The organism is Pseudomonas sp. F3-2, from assembly GCF_038804275.1.
Lineage (GTDB): Bacteria > Pseudomonadota > Gammaproteobacteria > Pseudomonadales > Pseudomonadaceae > Aquipseudomonas.
In genome coordinates this window covers 134,638-156,611 of the sequence record NZ_CP152388.1, presented here as the reverse complement: position 1 = coordinate 156,611, position 21,974 = coordinate 134,638, and the positions used below count along the sequence as shown (strand labels likewise).

Sequence of the window (21,974 nt, the reverse complement as noted above, 5' to 3'; positions counted from 1 at the left end):
CGGATTGGCTGCATACCAAAAAATATCGACTTTCGCTGATACCTTTTTCCCTGTCGTTCGGTGTGCAAGAGACCCCCACACTTTCTTTGCGTCGACAGGATTGCCGAATGACTTTCAGGCCGCACCATCACTCTCCAAGAATGAGTCCTACTCGCTTTAAGGTTAAGGCACTGAGTCTGGCCGTGGTCCTGACGGCGTTGCTGCCGACCCATAGCGTGATGGCGGCAGAGGCTGCACAAACCAGCGGGGTGCGCAATTATTCCATCGCGCCCGGTCCGCTGGGCAATGTGCTTGCGCAATTCGCCGCGATGTCCGGCGTACCGCTGTCGTTCGATGCCAAGTTGCTCAATGACCACAACAGCGCTGGCTTGCAGGGCGAATACACCGTGCAATCTGGCTTTGCACAGCTGCTCAACGGCAGCGGATTCTCACTCATCAGCACCGGCGCCAATGGCTACACGGTCGCTCCGCAAGTCAACGTTGGCGACGCTGTGCAACTGGGCGTGACGACTGTCGACGGTGAATTGGGTGCTCAGGCGGATACTTACGCTGGCGGCCAGGTCGCGCGCTCGGCTCGGCTCGGCGTACTGGGCAATCAGGACATCAAAGATGTGCCTTTCAGCGTGGTCAGCTACACCTCCAAGACCATCGCTGATCAGCAGGCCAGAACGCTGGGCGACGTATTGCTCAACGACGCCTCGGTGCGTCAGTCGGCAGGCTTCGGCAACTTCTCTCAGGTCTTCACGATTCGCGGCTTGCCGCTGCAGACGGACGACATTGCTTTCAACGGCATGTACGGCCTGCTTCCGCGCCAGATCATCACCACTGAGGCGGTCGAGCGCGTCGAGCTGTTCAAGGGTCCGAACGCCTTCGTAAACGGTGTTGCCCCGCAAGGCAGCGGCATCGGAGGCAGCGTCAACATCGTGCCCAAGCGCGCCGAAGACAAGCCGACCCGCAGCGTGACGCTGGACTACACCGGCGACAGTCAGGTGGGTGGCCACCTGGACCTGGGCACGCGGTTCGGTGAAGACAACCGTTTCGGCGCCCGCGTGAACCTCGCCCAGCATGGCGGCGAGACAGCGATTGATGACGAAACCAAACGTTCGCAGTTGATTGCTGTGGCACTGGACTACCGAGGCGAGCGGCTGCGTCTGTCCACCGATTTCGGCTACCAGAAAGAGCGCATCAATCAGGGCCGCTCGGTGGTTTATCCCAACGGCACGGCCGTACCGCACGCGCCTTCCGCCAAGGACAATTACGCTCAAGACTGGACGTGGTCGCAGCTGGAAGACACCTACGGCATGGTCAACGGTGAATACGACCTGAACGACTATTGGACGGCTTACGCAGGCGCTGGAGCGAAACATACCCGTGAGAACGGCGAATACTCGTCCCTGTATGTCAGCGACAAGTCCGGCACGGCCAAGACCGGTTTCCTTTACTCTCCTCACGACGAGGACAACAAGAGCGCCATTGCCGGGTTGAACGGTCACTTCAATACAGGTCCGGTTACCCACCAGATGAACTTTGGCCTGTCAGGCATCTGGGGCGAGCAACGTTCCTCGTTCGAGGCGATTCTGCAGGCCAATCGTCCGCCGAATAATATTTATGATCCCGTGCAGCTTCCCCGGCCGACCAACACCTACTTTGGCAGCGACATTCATGATCCGCGGATCGTCGGTAAAAACCGCATAAAGAGCGCTGCCGTGTCCGATACGCTGGGGTTCATCGATGATCGGGTGCTGCTGACCGTGGGTGTGCGTCGGCAGACGATGGAAATCGACTCGTGGAACACGTCGTCCGGGGCGCGTAATCCGTCCTTCGACAAATCCATCACCACCCCGGTGTATGGATTGGTGGTCAAGCCTTGGGAAAATGTGTCGTTCTACGCCAACCGCATTGAGGGCCTGGCCCAGGGGCCAACGTCGCCCGCCAGCGCCGCGAATCCCAACGAGGTGTTTCCGCCAAAGCGCAGCAAACAGGTTGAAGCGGGCGTGAAGTTTGATGGGGACACTTACGGTGCAACGCTGGGCGTGTACCGCATCGAGCAGCCCAACAGCTCGACCAGCCGCAGCAATGTATTCAGCGTCGACGGCGAACAAGTCAACAAAGGCGTCGAGATGAACGTCTTCGGCGAGCCTGTCGACGGCTTGCGTCTGCTGGCCGGTGCAACCTTCATGCACACCGAACTCGACAAAACCAGCGGCGGTGCCACCGACGGCAATCGCGCGGCCGGCGTACCGCGCTTCCAGTACAACCTGGGCGCCGACTGGGATGTGCCGGGCATCGAAGGCGCGGCGTTGAGCGGGCGGATGCTGCGCACCGGCGGCGAGTACGTCAATGCCGACAACACCTTGAGCATCCCGTCCTGGACGCGGGTGGATCTCGGCGCGCGTTATGGCTTCAAGGCGGACGACAAATACATCACGCTGCGCGCCAACGTCGAGAACGTCGCGAACAAAGCGTATTGGGCCTCCGCATCGACCGCCAACAACTACCTGACCCAAGGTGAGCCGCGGACGTTGAAGGTGTCGGCGACCGTTGATTTCTAAGCCTTGAGCGCAAGTCCCGCAGCTCTCTGAGCGGGATTCCCGACGCGCTCCGGCTTGCTTGCCGGCGTCGAGAATCCAGCGCAACCGGAGACCGTGCTCAGGGTGCGCGCGCACGCCATCAGCTTCAAACCAGCCGTTTCAGATCCACGCCAAGCGCCTGTGCGAAGGCTTTGACCAACGGGCTGCGCGGAGCGTTATGGCGCAGGATGAGGTTGAAAGGCGTGCTCAGGTGAATGAGATCAGGGCGCAACGCGCGCAACTGCCCATCGCGCACCAGTGGCTGGGCGTAGTGCTCGGGCAGAAAGCCGATGAACCGACCCGTCAGGATCAACATTGCGACGGCCTCCACCTGCGAGGCCGACGCGGACTGACTGTCGTGATTGACGAAACTGGCCTTGTCGCGATGGATCGCGTAGCGATGATTGACCACCTGACAGTGGCGCAGGCTGTCGATATCCAGCGTGCTGTCGTCGGCCTCGAACAGCGGGTGGCCCTGTGCGCAATAGGCGTGGGATGTTTCTTCATAGAGCTCGAAATAATCGAATTCTTCGCGGCGCTGATAAACCGGCACGATGCCAAGACTCAACCGCCCCTCGACCATGCCCCGCTCGATTTCATCGAGTTGCGACGCTTGCAGACGCAATCTTACTTTTGGCGCTTCGTCGTGCATTATTCTGAGCGCGTTAATTAACGATGAACTTTTATCGGACAGCGTATTGTCGATAACGCCAATACTCAGATCACCAATCAACTCGTTCTGCGCCGAACTTATCCGGTCTCTGAAACTGTCCACAGAGGCAAATAGTTCGATGGCCGCCTGATAGACGAGCTTGCCTTCCTCGGTGAGATGAAACCCTTCCCGGCCACGGGTGCAGAGGCGCATGCCAATGCGAATCTCAAGGTCGGAAATCTGCTTGCTGATCGCTGCCAGGCCCACGTTCAGCTCGTTCTGCGCAGCGCTGAATCCTCCCGCTTCAACCACCGCCTGGAACACCCGAAGCAGCTTGAAGTCCATCCCGCTCAGAGTAAGCGCAGGACGGTTTCCCGGTCTGGATGGCAAGTTTCCAGAAGTGGAAAGTGGAGTTTCCATAATGCTTATTTACCTCGCCCGTTATATTCAACAGGCTTTGCCCCACAACAAAAACATGCCCGATAGATAATAAAGAACACAGAAAATGGCGATTGGCAACCATCCGCTCGACGCCCTGCTCAGTGAACCGGGCCTTACTCTAACGATAATAAACCTGACACTTCGATCAGGACTCGCAACGCTCAACTGCCCTGGATCCTCAGCGAATGCCCCGCCTCAGGTGCGTGTTCACGCCGCCCCTTGATGCCCGGACCTCGCCTTCGCTGCGGATGATCATGCGCGGCCTGCACACAGCTTCGGAGACTCACCATGAACCAGAACCAGGCGGAACGTTTGCAAGCCGAACGCAAGAAGACTGAAAACGAGTTCGACATCACTCAATACGAGCACGTCCCGCGTCGCTATTACGGACGGATTTTCTTTGCCACGCTGATCGTCGTTGCCTTGGCCGGACTGGCCCGCGCCTTCGCCAACGGGCAGATCGAGTGGGCCTATATCGGCCAATTCCTCACCTCACAGGCGATTCTGTGGGGGCTGCTCAACACCATCATCATGTCCATTCTGGCGATGATCCTCGGCGTGGTGATCGGCGTGATCACTGCGATCATGCGCATGTCGGCCAATCCTATCCTGCGCTACGTGGCGATTACCTACACCTGGCTGTTTCGCGGCACACCGCTGATCCTGCAACTGTTGCTGTGGTTCAACCTGGCGCTGATCTTCCCGGTGATGGGTATTCCTGGCGTGTTTCAGCTCGACACCGTGAGCCTGATGACGCCCTTCGTCGCGGCCCTGCTGGGGCTGAGCATCAACCAGGGAGCCTACACCGCCGAAGTCGTGCGAGCCGGGCTTTTGTCGGTGGACACCGGTCAGTACGAGGCTGCCAAGTCGATCGGCATGCCACGCCTGCAAGCGCTGCGCAGGGTGATTCTGCCCCAGGCCATGCGGGTGATCATTCCGCCGGTGGGCAACGAATTCATCAGCATGGTCAAGATGACCAGTCTGGCAAGCGTGATCCAGTATTCCGAATTGCTGCACAACGCGCAGAACATCTATTACGCCAACGCCCGGGTCATGGAGCTGCTGATCGTCGCAGGGATCTGGTACCTGGCCGTGGTCACGGTGCTGTCGTTCGGCCAAAGCCGTCTGGAGCTGCGTTTTGCGCGCGGCGCCGGCAAGCGTTCGTAAGTCAGGCCCAGGAGCTGCCCCATGAACAAAAGTCACATGAGAAGCATCGTCAAAGCTGTCGGCCTGAACAAATACTACGACCAGTTCCACGCCCTCAAAGACGTCAGCATCGAGGTCGAGCAAGGCGAAGTGCTGTGCATCATCGGCCCCTCGGGATCGGGCAAGAGCACGTTGCTGCGCTGCGTCAATCAGTTGGAAAAGATCGATAAGGGCGGCCTGTGGGTCGACGGCGAGCTGGTCGGCTATCGCATCGTCGGCAACAAGCTGCATGAACTGACCGACGCACAGATCGCGCGCCAGCGTCTGAGCACCGGCATGGTGTTTCAGCGCTTCAACCTGTTTCCGCACATGACGGCATTACAGAACGTCGTCGAAGGGCCGATTCAGGTGCTCAAACGATCGCCCAAGGAAGCTCACGACGAGGCGGTCGAGTTGCTGGCTCGCGTCGGCCTGGCGGACAAGCGTCACTCGTATCCCGTCGAACTGTCCGGCGGCCAGCAGCAACGCGTCGCGATTGCCCGGGCGCTGGCGATGCGTCCCAAACTGATGCTGTTCGACGAACCCACTTCCGCCCTCGATCCAGAGTTGGTGGGCGAGGTGCTGTCGGTCATGCGCGACCTAGCACAGAGCGGCATGACGATGATCGTCGTGACCCATGAACTGGGCTTCGCCCGCGAAGTGTCCAATCGCATGGTGTTCATGGACGGCGGCCAGATTGTGGAGGCCGGAAGCCCCGAAGACATTCTAATAAGTCCACAAAACCCAAGAACCCAAAGCTTTATTTCTGCCGTTCGCACCTAAACCAGAACAAACGAGAACGACCATGAAAAAGATCATCATCCCCTCGCTGCTCCTCGGCCTGATGGCTTCCACCTCGGCATTCGCGCAAGTGCCGGCCAGCATCAAGGACAAAGGCGAAATCACCGCGGCTATCGTGCCGAACTACCCGCCGATGGATTTCAAGGACACCAGCACCAACACGCTGACCGGTCTGGACGTCGATCTGGGCAACGCCCTCGCCGAGCGCCTGGGCGTGAAAGTCACGTGGCAGGAAACCGCGTTCGAGCAGATGGTCAGCGGTCTGGTCACCAAGCGTTTCGACATCATTCTGTCGGGCATGACCGACACTGCCGAGCGTCAGAAGTCGGTAACCTTCATCGACTATTTCACCAGCGGCCCGCAGCTTTACACGCTGACCAAAAATACCGAGCTGAATCAGCCTGAAGACCTGTGTGGCAAGAAAGTCGGGACCAGCCGTCGCACCACATGGCCGGCGGAGATTGCCGCGTGGAGCAAGGAGAACTGCGAAGCGAAGGGCAAGCCAGCCATCGTCGTCAGCGGTTCGGAAGGTTCGGCCGACGCCCGCGCGCAGCTGCGTCAGGGTCGTCTGGATGCGGCCATGCAAGGCAGCGAAACCCTTCCGTACCTCATGTCTCAGGAGAAGGACACGTACAAGCCGCTCGGCGTGGCGATATCCAAACAGTTCACCGGGCTTGGCGTCAGCAAGTCCAATCCGGAACTGGCCAAAGCCATCGCCGAAGCGATGCAGTCAATGGTTGACGACGGCACCTACGGCAAGATCCTGAAGAAGTGGGATCTTGAGCACGGCGCCGTGAGCAAGATCGAGATGAATCAGGGCAAGTAAGCAACGGCGCGAGCCCACACGGACGATTTCGCACGACGATGCCGGTAGAAGCGCGCTTGCCCGCGATGGCGTGGTGTCATTTAACCCCTGCGTATCTGACCCATTGCGATCGTGAGCAGGCCTGCGCCTTCAAGGCCACGCCAGCCTCCAGGCCGCCGACAATCGGGCGAGCCGCTGAGGCATGCGTCGCCTGTCGTGCCAAGGTTTGGACAAGGACATAGGAACAACAGTGGCCACCTACTCCCTCGTCATTCGCCGGCTGATGGTCTGCTCGCTCACCATCGTCATGAGCCGGGCGATGACCAGCCCTCTGCTGACGCTGTTTCTCAGTACCCGGCTCGGCCTGAATCAGCAGGACGTCGGGCTGCTGATGGGCGTGGCGGTGTTCCTCGCGACGCTGCTCGGGCTGTATGGCGGCTACATCATTGATCGGCTCGAAAAGCGCAAACTGCTGATCCTCGCCATGCTCTCAAGCTCGGTCGGGTTCACGCTGCTGACCTTCGCCCACGATGTCTACCTCACCACATTGACGCTGGTCATTACTGAAACCGCTTCAGCGCTGTTTCTGATCGGCTCCAAAGCGATCATCAGCGAGAATTTGCCCATCGGCCAACGGGCCAAGGTGTTTTCGCTGCGATACACGCTCACCAATATCGGTTATGCGACAGGCCCGATGCTCGGCGTCGTGATCGCCGGGCAATTGCCGCTGGCACCGTTCTTGATCGCCAGCGCCATTGCATTCGTCAGCGTCTTTCTCATGATCGGCATCCCGCCCACCACGGGGAATCGAGAGAACCCGCCGCGCAGCTTCGTCGATACGCTCATCACGTTGAAAAACGATCGCACGCTGATTCTGTTCACCGGCGGCAGCTTGCTCAGCACGATTGTGCATGGGCGTTACACGCTCTATCTGTCGCAGTTCCTGCTGGTCACTCACACCCCGGAGCAGGCGCTCAAGATCCTCTCGGCGGTACTGGCCTGCAACGCAGTGACCGTCATCCTGATGCAGTATCAGATCGGTCGCTTCCTCAAGCGCGAGCAGTTGCCCTACTGGATCTGCCTGGGCACGGCGCTGTTCGCCATCGGCCTGATCGGCTTTAGCTTCGCCCACACGACGCTTGCCTGGTGCGTGGCAATGTTCGTGTTCACGCTGGGGGAAATGATCATCTACCCGGCCGAATATCTGTTTGTCGACACCATCGCGCCTGAGCATCTGCGCGGCAGCTATCTCGGCGCGCAAAACCTGGCCGCCTTCGGGGGCGCCATGAGCCCGGTCATTTGTGGTTACTTATTAATCAACGCGCCCGCGCCGACGATGTTTTATGTGCTCGCGTGCCTCACGGCGGTCGGCGGAACGCTGTGTTTTCTGGCGGGGCGCAACGCAAGGCCAGCGACTTACTTGTAGGAGCGCGGCGTCTCCAGGATCGGCGACAACGTCGTTGTAGAACAGATGCTCGCGGGACAAGCCACGCCCCTGCACGATCGGATCGGAGCAAAATTGTCACTTTTCAAATCCGTCACAAACAGGCGAGTATGTCCGGCCCAGAGCTGTCGGTCTGAATGGCCTTTACAAGACCTCTTGCGAGCCTGACCCAGACTGTCCTGATTTCCACTTCCTGACGAAAAGGATATCGAGCAATGAATCACCGCATTCTTGGCCAATCCGGCCTCAAGGTATCGACGCTGACGCTGGGCTCCATGATGTTCGGCGTGCAGACGAGCACTGAAGAATCCCTGCGCATCATCGACAAGGCATGGGATCAGGGCGTCAACTTCATCGACACGGCCAACGTCTATAACGCCGGACGCTCGGAAGAAATCGTCGGCGAAGCCATCGCCAAACGTCGCAGTGAATGGGTCTTGGCCACCAAGGTCGGCAGTAGCTCAGGCAACACGGCTCCCAACACCAGCGGGCTCAACCGCAAGCACATCTTCAACGAGATCGAGTCAAGCCTGCGCCGGCTCGATACCGATTACATCGACATTCATTACCTGCACAAGGAAGACCACAGCACGCCGTTGGAAGTGACCGTTTCGGCGATCGGCGACTTGATCCGCGAAGGCAAGATTCGCTACTGGGGCGTGTCCAACTTCCGTGGCTGGCGCATCGCCGAAGTGGTCAACGTCGCCCAGCGTCTGGGTGTCGACAAGCCGGTGATCAGCCAGCCGCTGTACAACATCGTCAACCGCCAGGCCGAGCTTGAGCAGATCACTGCCGCCAAGTTCTACGGTCTGGGCGTAGTGCCTTACAGCCCGCTGGCACGTGGCGTGCTCAGCGGCAAATATGCGCCCGACGTAACGCCCGACAGCAGCACCCGCGCCGGGCGTCAGGACAAGCGCATTCTGGAAACCGAATGGCGCCAGGAGTCGTTGCACATCGCGCAGAAACTACAGGCTTACACCAAAGACAAAGGCGTCGGTCTGGTCGAATTCGCCATCGCTTGGGTTCTGAACAATCAAGCAGTGACGTCGGCTATCGTCGGGCCACGCACCGAAGATCAATGGGACAGCTACACCAAGGCCCTGTCGGTGAACATCACGGCTGAGGACGAGGCGTTCATCGATTCGCTGGTGACACCGGGCCACGCCTCGACGCCAGGCTTCAATGACGTGCAGCACTTCGTCACCGGCCGATACGTGTAACCCGGCCACGCCTGACAGCCTGCGACTTACTGGCGGCAGCCCATTCCCAACCTGCCGCCGGTCCTGCCTGAACGCCTGCCACAACTTCTGCTCCCACTCATTCTTCCAGCTGGTCAAGGATCGACCAGAGGTACTCGCTGAAAGCCCACCAATCAAGCGAGAATACTGGCATCTGGCGATCATTGGCTTGCGATTCAATGACTTTGATGGGCTGTGCGTGCAAGCGTTGATAATCAACGCATTGGCGCCTGATTTCCGTCGCGCGATGGTTTTCCCGAGAGGAAACAACGCACGCACATGACTGCCAGAAAGCCTTGTAGAATGCCGCGCCCGACGGGCCAGTAAACCTGTTTCAAGGTTTGACAACGCTCGCTGAGGAATCTAGTGTTCTATTGGATCCAAAGCCTGATCAATGGAAGAAGAATTAGTCGATGCGCAGGACTGAGAAAGAACAATTTCTGCGGGAAACGCTGGGCGACGAACAGCCGCCTGCTCATCTGGCACGTGCTGTCATTGAGGAGAAGCTGCGCAGCGCAATTCTCGATGGCCGTCTTCCAGCGGGTATCGCGCTGCGTCAGCAAGAACTGGCGACGCTGTTCGGGGTCAGCCGCATGCCCGTGCGCGAAGCATTGCGCCAGCTCGAAGCGCAATCGCTGCTGCGGGTAGAAACCCACAAAGGTGCCGTGGTCGCACCGCTGATCAACGAAGACGCGACCGACGCCTACGCCCTGCGCATCCTGCTGGAGTCAGAGGCGTTGCGCCAATCGATTCCGTTGCTCACCGCAGAGGACATCGGCAAGGCTCGTGAGTACATCGAACAGCTCGAAACCGAAACCGACTACACGAAAATGGGCACGTTCAATCGCCTGTTTCACATGACGCTGTACTCGCGCGCTACGAATAAAAGGCTGCTCAAGCTCGTCGAAGACGGCTTGAACGAGGAGGAGCGTTTTCTGCGCTTCAATCTCAAGTACATGAATCTGGGCAAGTTGTCTCAGCATGACCACCTGGATCTGCTTCAGCTGGCTGAATCAGGCGATGTGGCTGCAACCGTCGACGCCCTGACTCATCACCTCAATCGCGGTGTGGAAGCGATCAACACCTATCTCAAAGACCGTCCAGCGGAAGTCGCCAGACCCGCCACGGCGTCAAGGAAGCGCGCCCTCGCTCAGTGAGGGTTCAACGGGAGTGAGCGGCGACTGCTTACCCTCCCTCTATCGCTCCCCTGCTTGCGGTCAGCCCGCCTGACCGCATGAGGCACGGGGATACCGAGCGCTGCTGGTCGGCGCTCGCGCCGAAGGACCCGGCCCCACTCAAAAAGCCTGCCCGGCAGGTTGGGGAAGCCTTGTGTACGCCGTAAAGAACAAATGGTTGATGGTCGTCAATTCCGGACAACCTGTCAGGACGCGCCTGATCTGCTTTCCCCGCGCCGGCGGCGATCCAGAGCAGTTTCGGGACTGGTCGAACAGCCTCGCCGATCACATCGAACTGGTCACACTGCGCCTGCCTGGACATGGCAGCCGTCGCAAGGAAACGCCCTACGATCAATGGGCGCCATTGATCGAGGACACTTTCCTAGCTCTGAAGCCCTATCTGAATGAGCCGCATGCGTTTTATGGGCAAAGCTTTGGCGCAAGGGTCGCCTATGAAATGGCGAGGCTGGCGCAGGCTCAATACCCGAACATGACGCGCCACCTCTTTATCGCCGGATGCCGCAGCCCGGACAGCCAGCAGCCGTCGCCCTATCTGCATACGCTGCCCAAGGATGATTTCATCCAGGCACTGATCAAACTCGGGCTGCTGCCGCAGACGACCCTTCAGGACAAACGGCTGATGGCATTGTTCGAGCCAATGGTGCGCAACGATCTGAAACTCGCGGAGCTTTGGTCCCGTTGCCCTGACGAGGACCTGGACATTCCGCTGACGGCCCTTTATGGCAGCGACGACAAGATCGACACCGCCGCCAGCATGATGAACTGGCGCAGCTTCACCCGTCGCGAGTTCGAGCTGATCGAGCTTCCCGGCACCAATGACTTCTTCAAATCCCAACGTAACCGGCTCCTTCACATCATCAATACCCACCTGGGATTGCTCAGCAACTGACAATTCCGGGCCGGCCTGCGACTGCAGCGGTTCACCCTCCTCCCTGGCAAGCCTCATGTCCAGGAGGCTCGCTTCCCCACATCCTGAATTTCCTGCTCAGTGATTTCTGCGCGCCGCCATGCGGCGCACTCTCGTCTTTCAGGCAAACTCGAGCGGTGGACCGGTCTGCAGTCGGTTTCCGCAAACGCGTTCGTCATGGAGCTGCGAAAAGGAGCAATGCATTGGGCGGGACGATGGAGGAAGCCCTTCACGTTGCCCAGACCAAAAAAAATCCCTAATCCGATTGTTCAGTAAAAGCGCAGCTCTGAACGAGGTATTCGTTCATTATTTCCATTCTGACTCTAATAAGTTGGAAGGGCGGCGCTCGACCCAATAAAACTTTTTATTAAAGTTTTATCAGCCCACTTCATGCGTGAATTAGGGTTATTAAAAAAAGTGTGAAAAAGTGTTTGCAGACTTATTTGAAAGTGCATTAACGTTTTCTCGTCGCCCTGCAAACCTGCGGACCTTTTATCCGGCCCCGCATACCGAAGAGCGCCAACACCTGTAAAACAAGGGCTTCCAAGCTGTAGTACCAACCATTCACGAAGTAAGCGTTCGCGGCCCCGGCTCGCCGAAAGTTTATGTTCAGTCAATCATGCCCCGTATTAACCGCATGACTCGAACATTGAATGACATGGCAAAAACAATGGCCGACGCGAGGCATATTTATACTATCAAGGACGTCAACATGAACGAACAAAAGCAACTTCTATCGCGCAAGAAATCGGAACTAAGCTCGCACCCGATATTTTCCGAAATCGATTCATTGGATGTTCTAAGACGGTTTATGGAGGCACACGTTTTCGCCGTCTGGGATTTCATGTCGCTGACCAAACGCTTGCAGCAGGAGCTCAGTTGCACGCAGTTGCCCTGGCTTCCACCCAAGGATCCGAAAGCCGCACGGCTGATCAACGAGATCGTGCTGGGCGAGGAGTCCGACGACCGACTGGATCATGGCCATTACAGTCATTTCGAGCTGTACCTGGACGCCATGCGAGAAGTCGGCGCCAGCACAGCACGGGTCGAGCGTTTCGTGGCGCTGCAACAAGAGGGCGTGCATTACGAAACGGCGCTGGACAGCGTGGGCGCCAACCGAGCGGCCTCCCGCTTCGTGAAGGACACGCTCGACATCGCACTCAACGCGCCTGCCCACAAAGTGGCGGCTGCTTTTCTGCATGGGCGCGAGAGCGTTATCCCACAGATGTTTCAGAGCATTCTCGACGACTGGGGCATTACCGCCAATCAGGCACCGACCTTTCGCTATTACCTGGAACGCCATATCGAGGTGGATTCCGAAGATCACGGCCCTGCCGCCGAGTCCCTGCTGGACCGGTTAGTGGACGGTGACGCGCAACGTGAGCTTGAGGTCTACGACGCCGCCATCACTGCAGTGGAAAGCCGCCTGGCCTTGTGGGACGCGCTGCGCGTGAGCATGCGCGAGCCGGCGCGGGAGGTCAGCGCATGACCCTCTCGCTGCGTCAGTTCCCTTCGTTCTCCACACAAGGATGACATCATGAAAGCCGAAGACTACCTGTCCTTCGTCGATGCCTGGGAAGGCCGTGCAACGATCCGCACTCGCCCGCGCCGCATCGTCGAAAATGATGAAAAACTCATCTACCCGCTGAGCCGCCAGCCGCTGGTGCTCAGCGAAACGTTCACCCGTGAATGCCCTCAACTGCGCGATTTCGCACTGGTTCAGAGCCTGTACAAGTTCATCAACGACGTGGTGATTTTCGAGACGGAAATCGTCGACAGAACTGCGCGCAGCATCGCCAAGGACAACTTCGCGATCCGTTTTCCATTCGCCTGCCGCTATGACGCGATGACAGTGGTGGTGGACGAGGACTATCACGCGCTGGTTGCCATGGACTTCATGCAGCAAACCATCGCACTGACCGGCATCCAGCCGATTCAGTTGCCGCTGGAGATCGAACTCAGCCGAGCCATTCCCGCAGCGCTCGATCTGGCGCCGGACCACTTGCGCAGCGCCGTGGAGCTGATCTGCGTTGCCATTGCCGAAAATACGGTGACCAATGATGTTGCCGCGTTCGCCAAGGACGACACGGTAAAGCAATCGATCAAAGGCCTGATGGCCGATCACTTGCTCGATGAGGGGCGCCACTCAGGCTTCTGGGCCCGGCTGGTCCGCATCTACTGGCACGCCGCGCCTGAGCAGGACAAGCAGACCATCGCGCAGATCATGCCGGTATTCATTGCTCAATATCTGACCAACGACATTCAAAAGTCCTTCGATTTCGTGCTGATCGACAGCTTGCCCATTGATGAGACGATCAAGCAGGCGCTGAAGGACGAAACCCAGGCGATGAGTTTCCCGATCAATCGCCATCACCCGTTGGTGGGCAACATCGTGCGGTTTTTCAGAACCAGCTCGATGCTTGAATCCGCTTGCGTGCAACACGCTCTGGCCGACTATCTGCCGGCAGGAGGCGTGCAATGAAACGCCTCGAGATCGTCCTCATTGGCCGCAGCCGCGCCATGGCCGAACTGAGCGAAGAACTGGATGCCCACGGGCATCTCATTCACCGGCTGAACGACACCCACCCACTGGAACAGACCGCGTTGCGCCAGGCTTCGATCGTTATCGAGGACGGCACCCTCGACGCTGCGGACGCCGTCATCAAAGCGATCGGGTCGGACGTTCATCTGGGACTGCGAGTCGGCGTGACAGCCGGTCTTCAACCCGGTCTGCCGTGTCTTGAGTTGCTGTGCTGGGCAGGTTCGGCAACCGCGCAACGATTGATCGTCCGCGAGCCTGTGGCGCCTCAATCGTCAGGCAACGGTCGCATGCTGGCCGACGCGGCCACGGCAATGCTGATTGAAACCGTGGCGTTATTGGTCAGCCGCTTTTCTCGGGATCCTGAACACTTCACCCGCCTGGCGCGCGTCGAGCCACCTCACAGTGAATGGCAGGAAAGTCTGCAACGGCTTGACCGGCTGGCATTCGAGCATCGCTCCAATCAGACCGCGCAGCCGCATTTGCTCAGCATTGCGCAGCAGCCTCTGGTCACGCGGCTGGACAACAGCTTCAGCCGTTTCGGCGGACGAATCGCGCTGACCGTCGACGGTGAGCGCATCAGCTATGACCGCTTGCGCGCGCACAGTATCGCGATCCAGAAGCGCATGCAGACGTTGATCACGTCGTCCGCTGGCGAACCGCCGGTGGTCGGGATCTGCCTGCCGAAATCTACCGCGCTGTTTGCGGGGATTCTGGCCATTCTCGGAAGCGGCGCCGTTTATCTGCCGCTCGATCCCAGCCAGCCGCTGCAGCGCCAGCAGTACATTCTGGACAACTCAGGGGCCTGCCTGCTGCTGCACGACGGGCAACATCCGCTGGCCGGTCAATGCCTGCCAGGGCTGGACATCAGTGACATCGATGCCACCCCGACGCCTCAGTCGCTGATGCAACGGCATCCGGAAAGCGACGCGCCTTGCATGGCGTTATACACCTCCGGCACAACGGGCCACCCGAAGGGGGTCATGCTCAGTCAGCGCAATCTCAGCCACTTCACGGCCTGGTACGCGGACTATGTCGGTCTGTCCGAGCACAGCCGCGTGCTGCAGTTCTCGACGCTGAGTTTCGACTCGTCGGTGATCGACATTTTCCCGACCCTGCTCAGCGGCGCCGAACTGGTAGTCGCCAGCGAAGACCAGCGCCGCGATCCGCTGCAATTGGTCGAGTTGCTGGATCAGCATCTCAGCCATGCGTTTCTGCCCCCCGCGCTACTGAGCATTCTGCCGACCGACCGGCCGCTCAAGCTTGAACACCTCTGCACCGGCGGCGATGTCTGCGAGCCATTTGTGATCGATCGTCTGGCCGCGCAGTGCCAATTCCACAACCTTTACGGTCCCACCGAGGCCACGGTGCTGATCACTGCCGGACAATTCCAGCCGGGCAGCAGTAACCGCAATCTGGGCCGTCCCATCGCCAACAGTCAGGTGCTGATCCTGGACGAGCAGCTGCAACCGGTTACCGATCACAGCTCGGGCGAGCTGTACATCGTCGGGCCTGGCGTGTGCCTGGGCTACATCCACAATCCAGCGCTGACCGAAGAGCGCTACGTGCAGATCGACGTGGGCGGCGAGCAGAGCCTGCGCGCTTATCGCACCGGCGACATCGGCAAATGGACAACCGAGGGGATCGAGCTGTCCGGGCGTCGGGACAATCAGGTGAAGATTCGCGGATTCCGGGTCGAGCCCGAGGAAATCGAGCATTGCCTGCGCGACAGTCAGCTGTATCGGCAGGTGGCCGTGGTGGTCGATGAACAGCGACGGATTCTGGCGTTTCTTGCGCAGCCGCACGGTGTCGAGCCGGACGCTGCACGCCCGCTGCTCAAGGCCCATGTCGAACGCCTCTTGCCTGACTACATGCGTCCTGCGGCTTATACGGAGCTGGCGAAAATGCCGTTTGCCAACAACGGCAAGATCGATCGTAAAGCGCTTTTGCAGTTACCGGTCAACATGCTCGAGCGAGCGCCGCTTCGTCAGCCTGAAAACGAGAATGAGCGGCTGTTGTTGACGCTCTGGGCAGATCTGCTGGAACTGCCGCCCGGTGATATTTCAACCGACGAGAGCTTCTTCAACCTCGGTGGCCACTCGATCCTGCTCTCGCAAATGCTGCTCGGGATTCGTGAGCACTTCGGACGCAGCATTCCGATCAACCGCTTCATTGAAGCGCCGACCCTGGTGAATCTGGCGTCGCTGCTCGACAGCGATGGCTCGTCAGCGTGGACAGTCAGTCCGCAGGCCATCAAAGACGCCAACTCACCGGTCGAGATTGCCGTGTTGCCGGTCGACAGGCTGGGGGATGTTCACAAAGTCATCGTCACCGGGGCAAACGGTTTTCTGGGCGTTCACATCGTCGAAGCGTTGCTGGCGTGGGGCGCGACGGAAGTGGCGTGTCTGGTGCGCGAAAGCGGCGCAATGACGGCGCAGGATCGCTTCGTGCAATCCCTGCGCGAGAACCGCCTGGAGCATCTGGATTTGTCCCGGGTGCGCGTTTATGCGGCCGACATCACCCGCCCGCAGATGGGGCTCAGTGACGAAGTGTATGAACGACTGGATCGCGAATTCGGCGCGCTGGTCCACAACGCTGCCAACGTGAACCACGTGCAGGACTACGAGACGCTGGCCAGAGACAATGTTGCGCCCATCTTCGAGTGCCTTCGGCTGTGCGAGGGCCGCAGTAAAAAGGTGTTCAATTTCGTCTCGACCCTTTCAGCTTCCAGTGCCGTCGACAGCGCGGGCAATGTGCTGGAGGCACCGGCCGCCGAGACGCCGCCGATCTACATCAAAAATGGCTACAACCTTTCCAAATGGGTGGCCGAGCGGATTCTGCAACACGCTCGCGAGCAAGGCGCATGGGTGAACATCTACCGCCCCGGCAACATCGCTTTCAACAGCGTCACTGGCGTCTGTCAGCCACACAAGAACCGTTTGATGCTGATGCTCAAAGGCTCGATGCAACTGGGTCAGGTGCCGGAGTTCTCGATGACCTTCGACCTGATGCCGGTGGATTTCCTTGCCCGGTTCATCGGTTTCCACAGCAGCCGTTATCAGCCGACCCGCGCGGTGTTCAACCTGCATAACCCAGAACCTCTGAGCTGGAACAGCTACGTCAGCGCATTTCGAGAAGCCGGCAGTGAATTCGAGATGGTCAGCGTTGCGCACTGGCAGACGCAGTTGAACCGCGTCGATAGCCACAACGCGCTGTTTGGCGTGCTGGGTTTCTACCTCGACGGCTTTGAGGAGGACATCGGAGACATCTCGATGATCGCCTATCAGAACGCTGAGGCGGGCGTTCAGCGCATGGGCGAGCGCTATCCCCAGAAAACCCCGGCACTGCTGCGCAAGGGGTGCGATTACCTGAAAGAAATCGACTTCATCTGATCCTTCCACCGCAACACCTACTCACGCAATGGAGAACGACATGAACGCAATCAATACACCCAGCGACCTCAAGCCCGACACGCTCATCACCAACCCGAACGGCACGCCGGTGATTTCATCCGTGCAAGTGGCAGCGCCCGCCGCTGATGTGTGGAAGGTCGTTGGCGATTTCGGCGGTTTCGAGAAATTCATCCCGGCGCTGGCCAGCATCAGCGTGATCGGCGAAGGCGTTGGATCTGTACGTCACAAGATATTCAAAGAGGGTGGCCTGGAAGTGGTCGAGCAGCTGAACTCGCGCGACGACCGCGCGTTTTCGATGACCTGGACGACGATCCATAACAACCTGGGTGTCCGCCATCTCTGGGCGTCGATGACGGTCGTTCCCGTGGCAGACCACAGCTGCAAGGCGACCTGGACAATCATCGCCGAGCCTGCCGAGGGCAACCCTGCAAGCGCTGCTGAGTTCCAGAGCTTTTTGCAGGGTTTTGCTGATGACGCCATGGGCAACGTCAAAAAAATCTTTGAGTGATCAACCCGCTGGCTGATTGCCCCGCCCGGCTTCGCGCCGGGTGGGGCCTTGCCGTTTGGATAGACAGTTGCAAAATATGACGGCGCTTCCCACAATGCGACTAATTATCATTTGAATGGCGCTGGGACGGCGCAGCTTCATGCTTTCTCACGACGCAACGCTGCGCACTCTGTACAGCGATCACCACGGCTGGCTCAACGGCTGGCTGCGCAGCAAGCTCGGTAACGCCGCCGATGCGGCGGATCTGGCACAGGACACCTTCCTGCGTCTGCTCACTCGCAGCGAGCTACTCGAGCTGAAGACACCGCGTGCATTTTTGCGCACCGTCGCGCGCGGCCTTGTGATCGATCACTGGCGTCGGGAAGAACTGGAGCGCGCTTATCTCGAAGCGCTGGCCAACATTCCCGCGCACGAAACGCCGTCGCCCGAATCGCGCGAGCTGGTGTTCGAGCTGCTGGAAAGCATCGCCAGAATGCTCGACGGCCTCAAACCCAAGGTACGTCGTGCCTTTCTGCTGGCTCAGTGTGAAGGGCTGACACACCAACAAATCGCCGAACAGATGGGTATTTCACTACGTTCGGTCGAGCGCTACGTCGCCGATGCCCTGTACCACTGTTATCTGCTGCGTTACGCATCGTGAGTCGTGATCAATGAATCCTTCTCCCGCGCGGGATAATCGCCAGCCCTCTGCCGCCGTTGTTCGCCAGGCCATCGAATGGATGCTGCGCCTGAACAACCAGGCCGCGAGTGCCCGGGTGATTCAGCGCTGTGAACAGTGGCGCGGCGCGCATCCCGACCATGAATGTGCCTGGCAGCGCGTGCTGTCGCTCAACGTCGACCTCAAGCACCGTTTTCAGGCGCTGCCTTCGGGCGGCGTCGCCTTCGAGGCACTGGAAAACAGCGCGCAGCGCATGGGCCGTCGGCAGGCAATGAAGCTGCTTACGGGGTTACTGGTCGCAGGCTCAAGCGCTTGGATCGCGCGCGATGTCACGCCGTGGCAGCAATGGACGGCTGATTTCGCAACACAGATCGGCCGGCACAGCAGTTTCCAACTGGCCGACGGCAGCCGGCTGCAGTTGAATACCGATAGCGCCGTGAATCAGGACTTCAGCGCGACGCGACGGCTTATCCAGCTGACCAAGGGCGAGATCCTCGTCACCTGTGCAGTCGGCGCACAACATCCTGCGCCCGGCCCGCTTCTGGTCAGCTGTCAGCATGGCGTGCTCGAAGGCCAGTCAGGGCGCTTTGTCGTGCGGCAGGAATCGGACCACACACGCGTGAGCGTGATCGAGGGGCGTGTGCGTCTTCGGTCGCCCGGCGCTTCTGCGATCACGATTCAGGCCGGAGAAAGCTATTCGCTGACAGAGCAGCGTGCCGATGCGCTGCCTCATCTGGACATGGAACCAGGTGCCTGGGCCGATGGATTGATCGTGACCCGAGATATGCGTCTGGGCGACTTTCTGGCCGAGGTCTCGCGCTATCGCCGTGGACACTTGGCGTGCGATCAGGATATCGCCGGGCTGCGGTTGTCAGGCGTGTTCCGGCTCGAAGACACCGACAAGCTGCTGGCGGTCCTCCCACAGACGCTGCCTGTCCGTCTGCAATACCGCACTCGGTGGTGGGTCACGCTGCAGCGCAATGCATAAAAATATTTTGGCGGGTTTCGCTCCCCGGTTCGGCTTAGAGATCAGCACCCTCCTCTTCACCGACTTGAACGGAATCGCGCAATGACCCGGCTTCAACGTACACCGCAGCGCCTATATACCCACAATGCTTGCCACGCCAACGTCAAACCCTCCGCGCTGCATACCGCCATGCGCGCCGCGTTGCTCTCGACCACATTGACCACCTGCGTACTGCCCCTTCATGCGCTGGCCGAGGAATCGGCGGCAGTCTTGCGTCCGGCGCGCAGCTATTCGATCCCGGCCGGACCGCTGAACGAGGCGCTCAACCAGTTCGCGCGCCAGGCTGGCATCACGCTCTCGGCCACCCCTGATCAGACATCCGGCGCACACTCTCCGGGTCTGCAGGGCAGCTACTCGGTCGATCAGGCTTTGGCCATTCTGCTTGGCAGCAGTGGCTTGCAGGCTGTGAGCCAGGACGGCAGCAGTTATGTGTTGCATCGAACCGAGGGCGAAGCCATGTCGTTGCCCAGCACCGACGTGCGCGGGTTCGCGCTGGGTAACGCACTGGGAAGCATGGAGGGCTACAACGCAACCCACAGTCAGATCGCCACGAAAACCAGCACAGCGCTTCTGGAGACTTCTCAATCCGTGTCGGTCGTCACCCGCGAACAGATGAATGACCAAGGCTCGCAGACGGTGGCTCAGGCAATGCGTTACACGCCCGGTGTACTGACCAATCCATACGGCGCAACCCATCGTTACGACTACGTAGCGATGCGCGGCTTCAACGACGGCTCGGTTGACAACATCTACCTCGACGGCCTGAAGTCCATGGGCGACAGCGGCACATACAGCACGATGCAGGTCGATCCCTATTTTCTCGAGCGCGTCGACATCCTGAAAGGCCCGTCTTCGGTCCTCTACGGCCGCAGTTCGCCGGGCGGACTGGTGGCCCTGACCAGCAAGAAGCCTCTCTACGAGCCTTATCATCAGATTCAGGCAACAGTAGGCTCGAACAATCAGAGCGGCGTCGGTTTCGATTTCAGCGGACCACTTGATGAGGACAAGCGCGTGGCTTACCGATTGGTAGGGCTGACAGATAAATCTGACAAGCAGTTCGACCACACAAAGGAAAAACGCTACGCGCTCGCTCCGACGCTGAGCATCGATTTCACCGAAGACACGTCGTTGACCCTGCAAGCCTATCTGCAGCACGACCCTGAGGGTGGCTACCACGGCGGCAACCCGGCAGACGGTTTACTGCATCAGCGCAACGGTCAGCGCATCTCCGAGCACTTCTTCGAAGGTGAACCTGGTGTCGATGGGTATAGCCGCGACCAGCAGTCCGTCGGCTATCAGTTTGAACACCGATTCAATGATGTCTTCACTGCGCGGCAAAACTTCCGCTATCTGGATTCGAAGGTAAGTCTGGATCAGGTCTACAGCTATGGCTGGACCACGCCGACCAGCAACGAACTCAATCGATACTACTCAGGCGCTAATGAACACCTGCATTCATACATCGTCGATAACATGCTGCAGGCCGAGTTCTTCACCGGTTCGGCGAAACACACAGCGCTGTTCGGCGCGGATTATCAACGCCGCAAGACTGTGGTCGACTGGCAAAGCGGTTCATTGGAGCCGATCAATGCCTTCAATCCGGCTTATGGCGATTCGCAGATTACCTATTTCGATCCGACCAGTTATCTGCGTCGCCTTGAGCAGACGGGAGCGTATGCACAGGATCTGATCGAATGGGATAAGTGGCGCTTTTCCCTGGGACTGCGCCATGACTGGGTCGAAACCTCTGACGAGAATCGGATAACTGAAGCCGGTCGCCCGCAAGGAACAGAAATCAACGACAAGCGCACCAAGACCACTGGCCGCGCTGGCGTGCTTTACCTGTTCGACAATGGCATCGCGCCCTACCTGAGCTATTCGGAATCCTTCAACCCGAACTCTTACTCCGACAGCGCCGGCAACCCTCTGGCCCCTACGGACGGCAAGCAGTGGGAAGCGGGTATCAAGTATCAGCCGCCCGGTACCGACAATCTGTTCACCGCTTCGGTGTTTCGCATTGATCAGGAAAACCTGGCAACCAAGCTCCCTCAGGAAAACTTTTACCGCGCGATCGGTGCTGTCCGCTCTCAAGGTCTGGAGCTTGAAGCGCACATGCAACTGACCGACAACTTCAAAGTACTGGGCAGCTACACCTTAACCGACATCGACTATTCGAAATCGATGCCGAGCACTGTCAGCGAGACCGACAACAAAGGCCATTCGCCCACGCAGGCCCCCAAGCATATGGCATCGGTTTGGGGCGACTACAAATTCAGCAGCGGAGTCCTTGATGGACTGCGGCTGGGTAGCGGGCTGAGGTATGTGGGCTCAAGCTGGGTCGATGCGGAAAACACGATGACGGTGCCCTCCTACGTGCTCTGGGATGCATCGATGGGGTACGACCTGGGTAAGTTGGGACTTAAAGGCGTCGATGTGCGGCTCAATGCCAATAACCTCACCGACGAATCCTATATCGCTTCCTGTGCAAGCTTGAACTTCTGTTACGTGGGCGAGGAGCGCAACGTTAGCGCGACCGTCAGCTATCAATTCTAAAACGCCGCCTCGCTGTACAAGGCCAGCTCCCGAGCGC

At 59.1% G+C, this 21,974-nt stretch carries 16 protein-coding genes; 15 read left to right on the top strand and 1 reads right to left on the bottom strand.

What is annotated here, in order from left to right; translation table 11 throughout:
* The first annotated feature begins 107 nt into the window (after nucleotides 1–107).
* Nucleotides 108–2,552 carry a TonB-dependent receptor gene (locus tag AAGQ88_RS00715; protein WP_342654169.1) on the top strand — a complete coding sequence of 815 codons (2,445 nt, stop codon included), beginning with the start codon at nucleotides 108–110 and terminating at the stop codon, nucleotides 2,550–2,552.
* A 124-nt stretch (nucleotides 2,553–2,676) separates the two neighbouring features.
* Here the strand turns inward: AAGQ88_RS00715 and AAGQ88_RS00710 are convergent, their stop codons facing one another.
* Nucleotides 2,677–3,642, bottom strand: a complete 966-nt coding sequence (locus AAGQ88_RS00710; RefSeq protein ID WP_285423654.1) for a LysR family transcriptional regulator — start codon at nucleotides 3,640–3,642, stop codon at nucleotides 2,677–2,679.
* 309 nt (nucleotides 3,643–3,951) lie between these two features.
* On the opposite strand from AAGQ88_RS00710, the gene AAGQ88_RS00705 reads away from it, so the two are divergent.
* The 14 genes from AAGQ88_RS00705 (at nucleotide 3,952) to AAGQ88_RS00640 (ending at nucleotide 21,937) form a co-directional block, all read left to right on the top strand.
* The gene (locus tag AAGQ88_RS00705) at nucleotides 3,952–4,830 is read left to right on the top strand and encodes an amino acid ABC transporter permease (RefSeq protein ID WP_342654168.1); all 879 of its coding nucleotides are present in this window, start codon (nucleotides 3,952–3,954) and stop codon (nucleotides 4,828–4,830) included.
* A gap of 36 nt (nucleotides 4,831–4,866) precedes the next feature.
* The gene (locus AAGQ88_RS00700) at nucleotides 4,867–5,631 is read left to right on the top strand and encodes an amino acid ABC transporter ATP-binding protein (protein ID WP_285423676.1); all 765 of its coding nucleotides are present in this window, start codon (nucleotides 4,867–4,869) and stop codon (nucleotides 5,629–5,631) included.
* 22 nt (nucleotides 5,632–5,653) lie between these two features.
* Nucleotides 5,654–6,475: an ABC transporter substrate-binding protein gene (locus AAGQ88_RS00695; RefSeq protein WP_093467964.1), complete on the top strand. Its 822-nt coding sequence runs from the start codon at nucleotides 5,654–5,656 to the stop codon at nucleotides 6,473–6,475.
* A gap of 229 nt (nucleotides 6,476–6,704) precedes the next feature.
* Nucleotides 6,705–7,880, top strand: a complete 1,176-nt coding sequence (locus tag AAGQ88_RS00690) for an MFS transporter (RefSeq protein WP_342654167.1) — start codon at nucleotides 6,705–6,707, stop codon at nucleotides 7,878–7,880.
* A 233-nt stretch (nucleotides 7,881–8,113) separates the two neighbouring features.
* A complete protein-coding gene (locus AAGQ88_RS00685) occupies nucleotides 8,114–9,118 on the top strand; it encodes an aldo/keto reductase (protein WP_285423656.1) in 1,005 nt (334 codons plus the stop codon).
* 431 nt (nucleotides 9,119–9,549) lie between these two features.
* A complete protein-coding gene (locus tag AAGQ88_RS00680; protein ID WP_285423657.1) occupies nucleotides 9,550–10,293 on the top strand; it encodes a GntR family transcriptional regulator in 744 nt (247 codons plus the stop codon).
* A 172-nt stretch (nucleotides 10,294–10,465) separates the two neighbouring features.
* The gene (locus AAGQ88_RS00675; protein ID WP_093467953.1) at nucleotides 10,466–11,221 is read left to right on the top strand and encodes an alpha/beta fold hydrolase; all 756 of its coding nucleotides are present in this window, start codon (nucleotides 10,466–10,468) and stop codon (nucleotides 11,219–11,221) included.
* A gap of 730 nt (nucleotides 11,222–11,951) precedes the next feature.
* Entirely contained in the window at nucleotides 11,952–12,728 is a 777-nt protein-coding gene (locus AAGQ88_RS00670) for a DUF3050 domain-containing protein (RefSeq protein WP_093467950.1), read from the top strand.
* Nucleotides 12,729–12,776: 48 nt separating this feature from the next.
* Entirely contained in the window at nucleotides 12,777–13,721 is a 945-nt protein-coding gene (locus AAGQ88_RS00665; RefSeq protein ID WP_342654166.1) for a diiron oxygenase, read from the top strand.
* Nucleotides 13,718–17,170: a non-ribosomal peptide synthetase gene (locus AAGQ88_RS00660; RefSeq protein ID WP_342654165.1), complete on the top strand. Its 3,453-nt coding sequence runs from the start codon at nucleotides 13,718–13,720 to the stop codon at nucleotides 17,168–17,170. Before AAGQ88_RS00665 ends, AAGQ88_RS00660 begins: the two co-directional genes overlap by 4 nt.
* A 40-nt stretch (nucleotides 17,171–17,210) precedes the next feature.
* Entirely contained in the window at nucleotides 17,211–17,699 is a 489-nt protein-coding gene (locus AAGQ88_RS00655) for an SRPBCC family protein (protein WP_342654164.1), read from the top strand.
* A gap of 139 nt (nucleotides 17,700–17,838) precedes the next feature.
* Nucleotides 17,839–18,339, top strand: coding sequence for a sigma-70 family RNA polymerase sigma factor (locus AAGQ88_RS00650; protein WP_285423663.1), 501 nt, complete (start codon nucleotides 17,839–17,841; stop codon nucleotides 18,337–18,339).
* A gap of 10 nt (nucleotides 18,340–18,349) precedes the next feature.
* Nucleotides 18,350–19,345: a FecR family protein gene (locus AAGQ88_RS00645; protein WP_342654163.1), complete on the top strand. Its 996-nt coding sequence runs from the start codon at nucleotides 18,350–18,352 to the stop codon at nucleotides 19,343–19,345.
* 168 nt (nucleotides 19,346–19,513) lie between these two features.
* A complete protein-coding gene (locus tag AAGQ88_RS00640; RefSeq protein ID WP_342655721.1) occupies nucleotides 19,514–21,937 on the top strand; it encodes a TonB-dependent siderophore receptor in 2,424 nt (807 codons plus the stop codon).
* The last annotated feature ends 37 nt before the right edge of the window (nucleotides 21,938–21,974 follow it).

Coding starts and splice junctions, on each gene's coding strand:
- AAGQ88_RS00655 (WP_342654164.1), top strand. CDS start 17,211: ATGAACGCAATCAATACACCCAGCGACCTCAAGCCCGACACGCTCATC.
- AAGQ88_RS00705 (WP_342654168.1), top strand. CDS start 3,952: ATGAACCAGAACCAGGCGGAACGTTTGCAAGCCGAACGCAAGAAGACT.
- AAGQ88_RS00645 (WP_342654163.1), top strand. CDS start 18,350: ATGAATCCTTCTCCCGCGCGGGATAATCGCCAGCCCTCTGCCGCCGTT.
- AAGQ88_RS00670 (WP_093467950.1), top strand. CDS start 11,952: ATGAACGAACAAAAGCAACTTCTATCGCGCAAGAAATCGGAACTAAGC.
- AAGQ88_RS00640 (WP_342655721.1), top strand. CDS start 19,514: ATGCGCGCCGCGTTGCTCTCGACCACATTGACCACCTGCGTACTGCCC.
- AAGQ88_RS00700 (WP_285423676.1), top strand. CDS start 4,867: ATGAGAAGCATCGTCAAAGCTGTCGGCCTGAACAAATACTACGACCAG.
- AAGQ88_RS00665 (WP_342654166.1), top strand. CDS start 12,777: ATGAAAGCCGAAGACTACCTGTCCTTCGTCGATGCCTGGGAAGGCCGT.
- AAGQ88_RS00660 (WP_342654165.1), top strand. CDS start 13,718: ATGAAACGCCTCGAGATCGTCCTCATTGGCCGCAGCCGCGCCATGGCC.
- AAGQ88_RS00680 (WP_285423657.1), top strand. CDS start 9,550: ATGCGCAGGACTGAGAAAGAACAATTTCTGCGGGAAACGCTGGGCGAC.
- AAGQ88_RS00715 (WP_342654169.1), top strand. CDS start 108: ATGACTTTCAGGCCGCACCATCACTCTCCAAGAATGAGTCCTACTCGC.
- AAGQ88_RS00650 (WP_285423663.1), top strand. CDS start 17,839: ATGCTTTCTCACGACGCAACGCTGCGCACTCTGTACAGCGATCACCAC.
- AAGQ88_RS00695 (WP_093467964.1), top strand. CDS start 5,654: ATGAAAAAGATCATCATCCCCTCGCTGCTCCTCGGCCTGATGGCTTCC.
- AAGQ88_RS00685 (WP_285423656.1), top strand. CDS start 8,114: ATGAATCACCGCATTCTTGGCCAATCCGGCCTCAAGGTATCGACGCTG.
- AAGQ88_RS00710 (WP_285423654.1), bottom strand. CDS start 3,642: ATGGAAACTCCACTTTCCACTTCTGGAAACTTGCCATCCAGACCGGGA.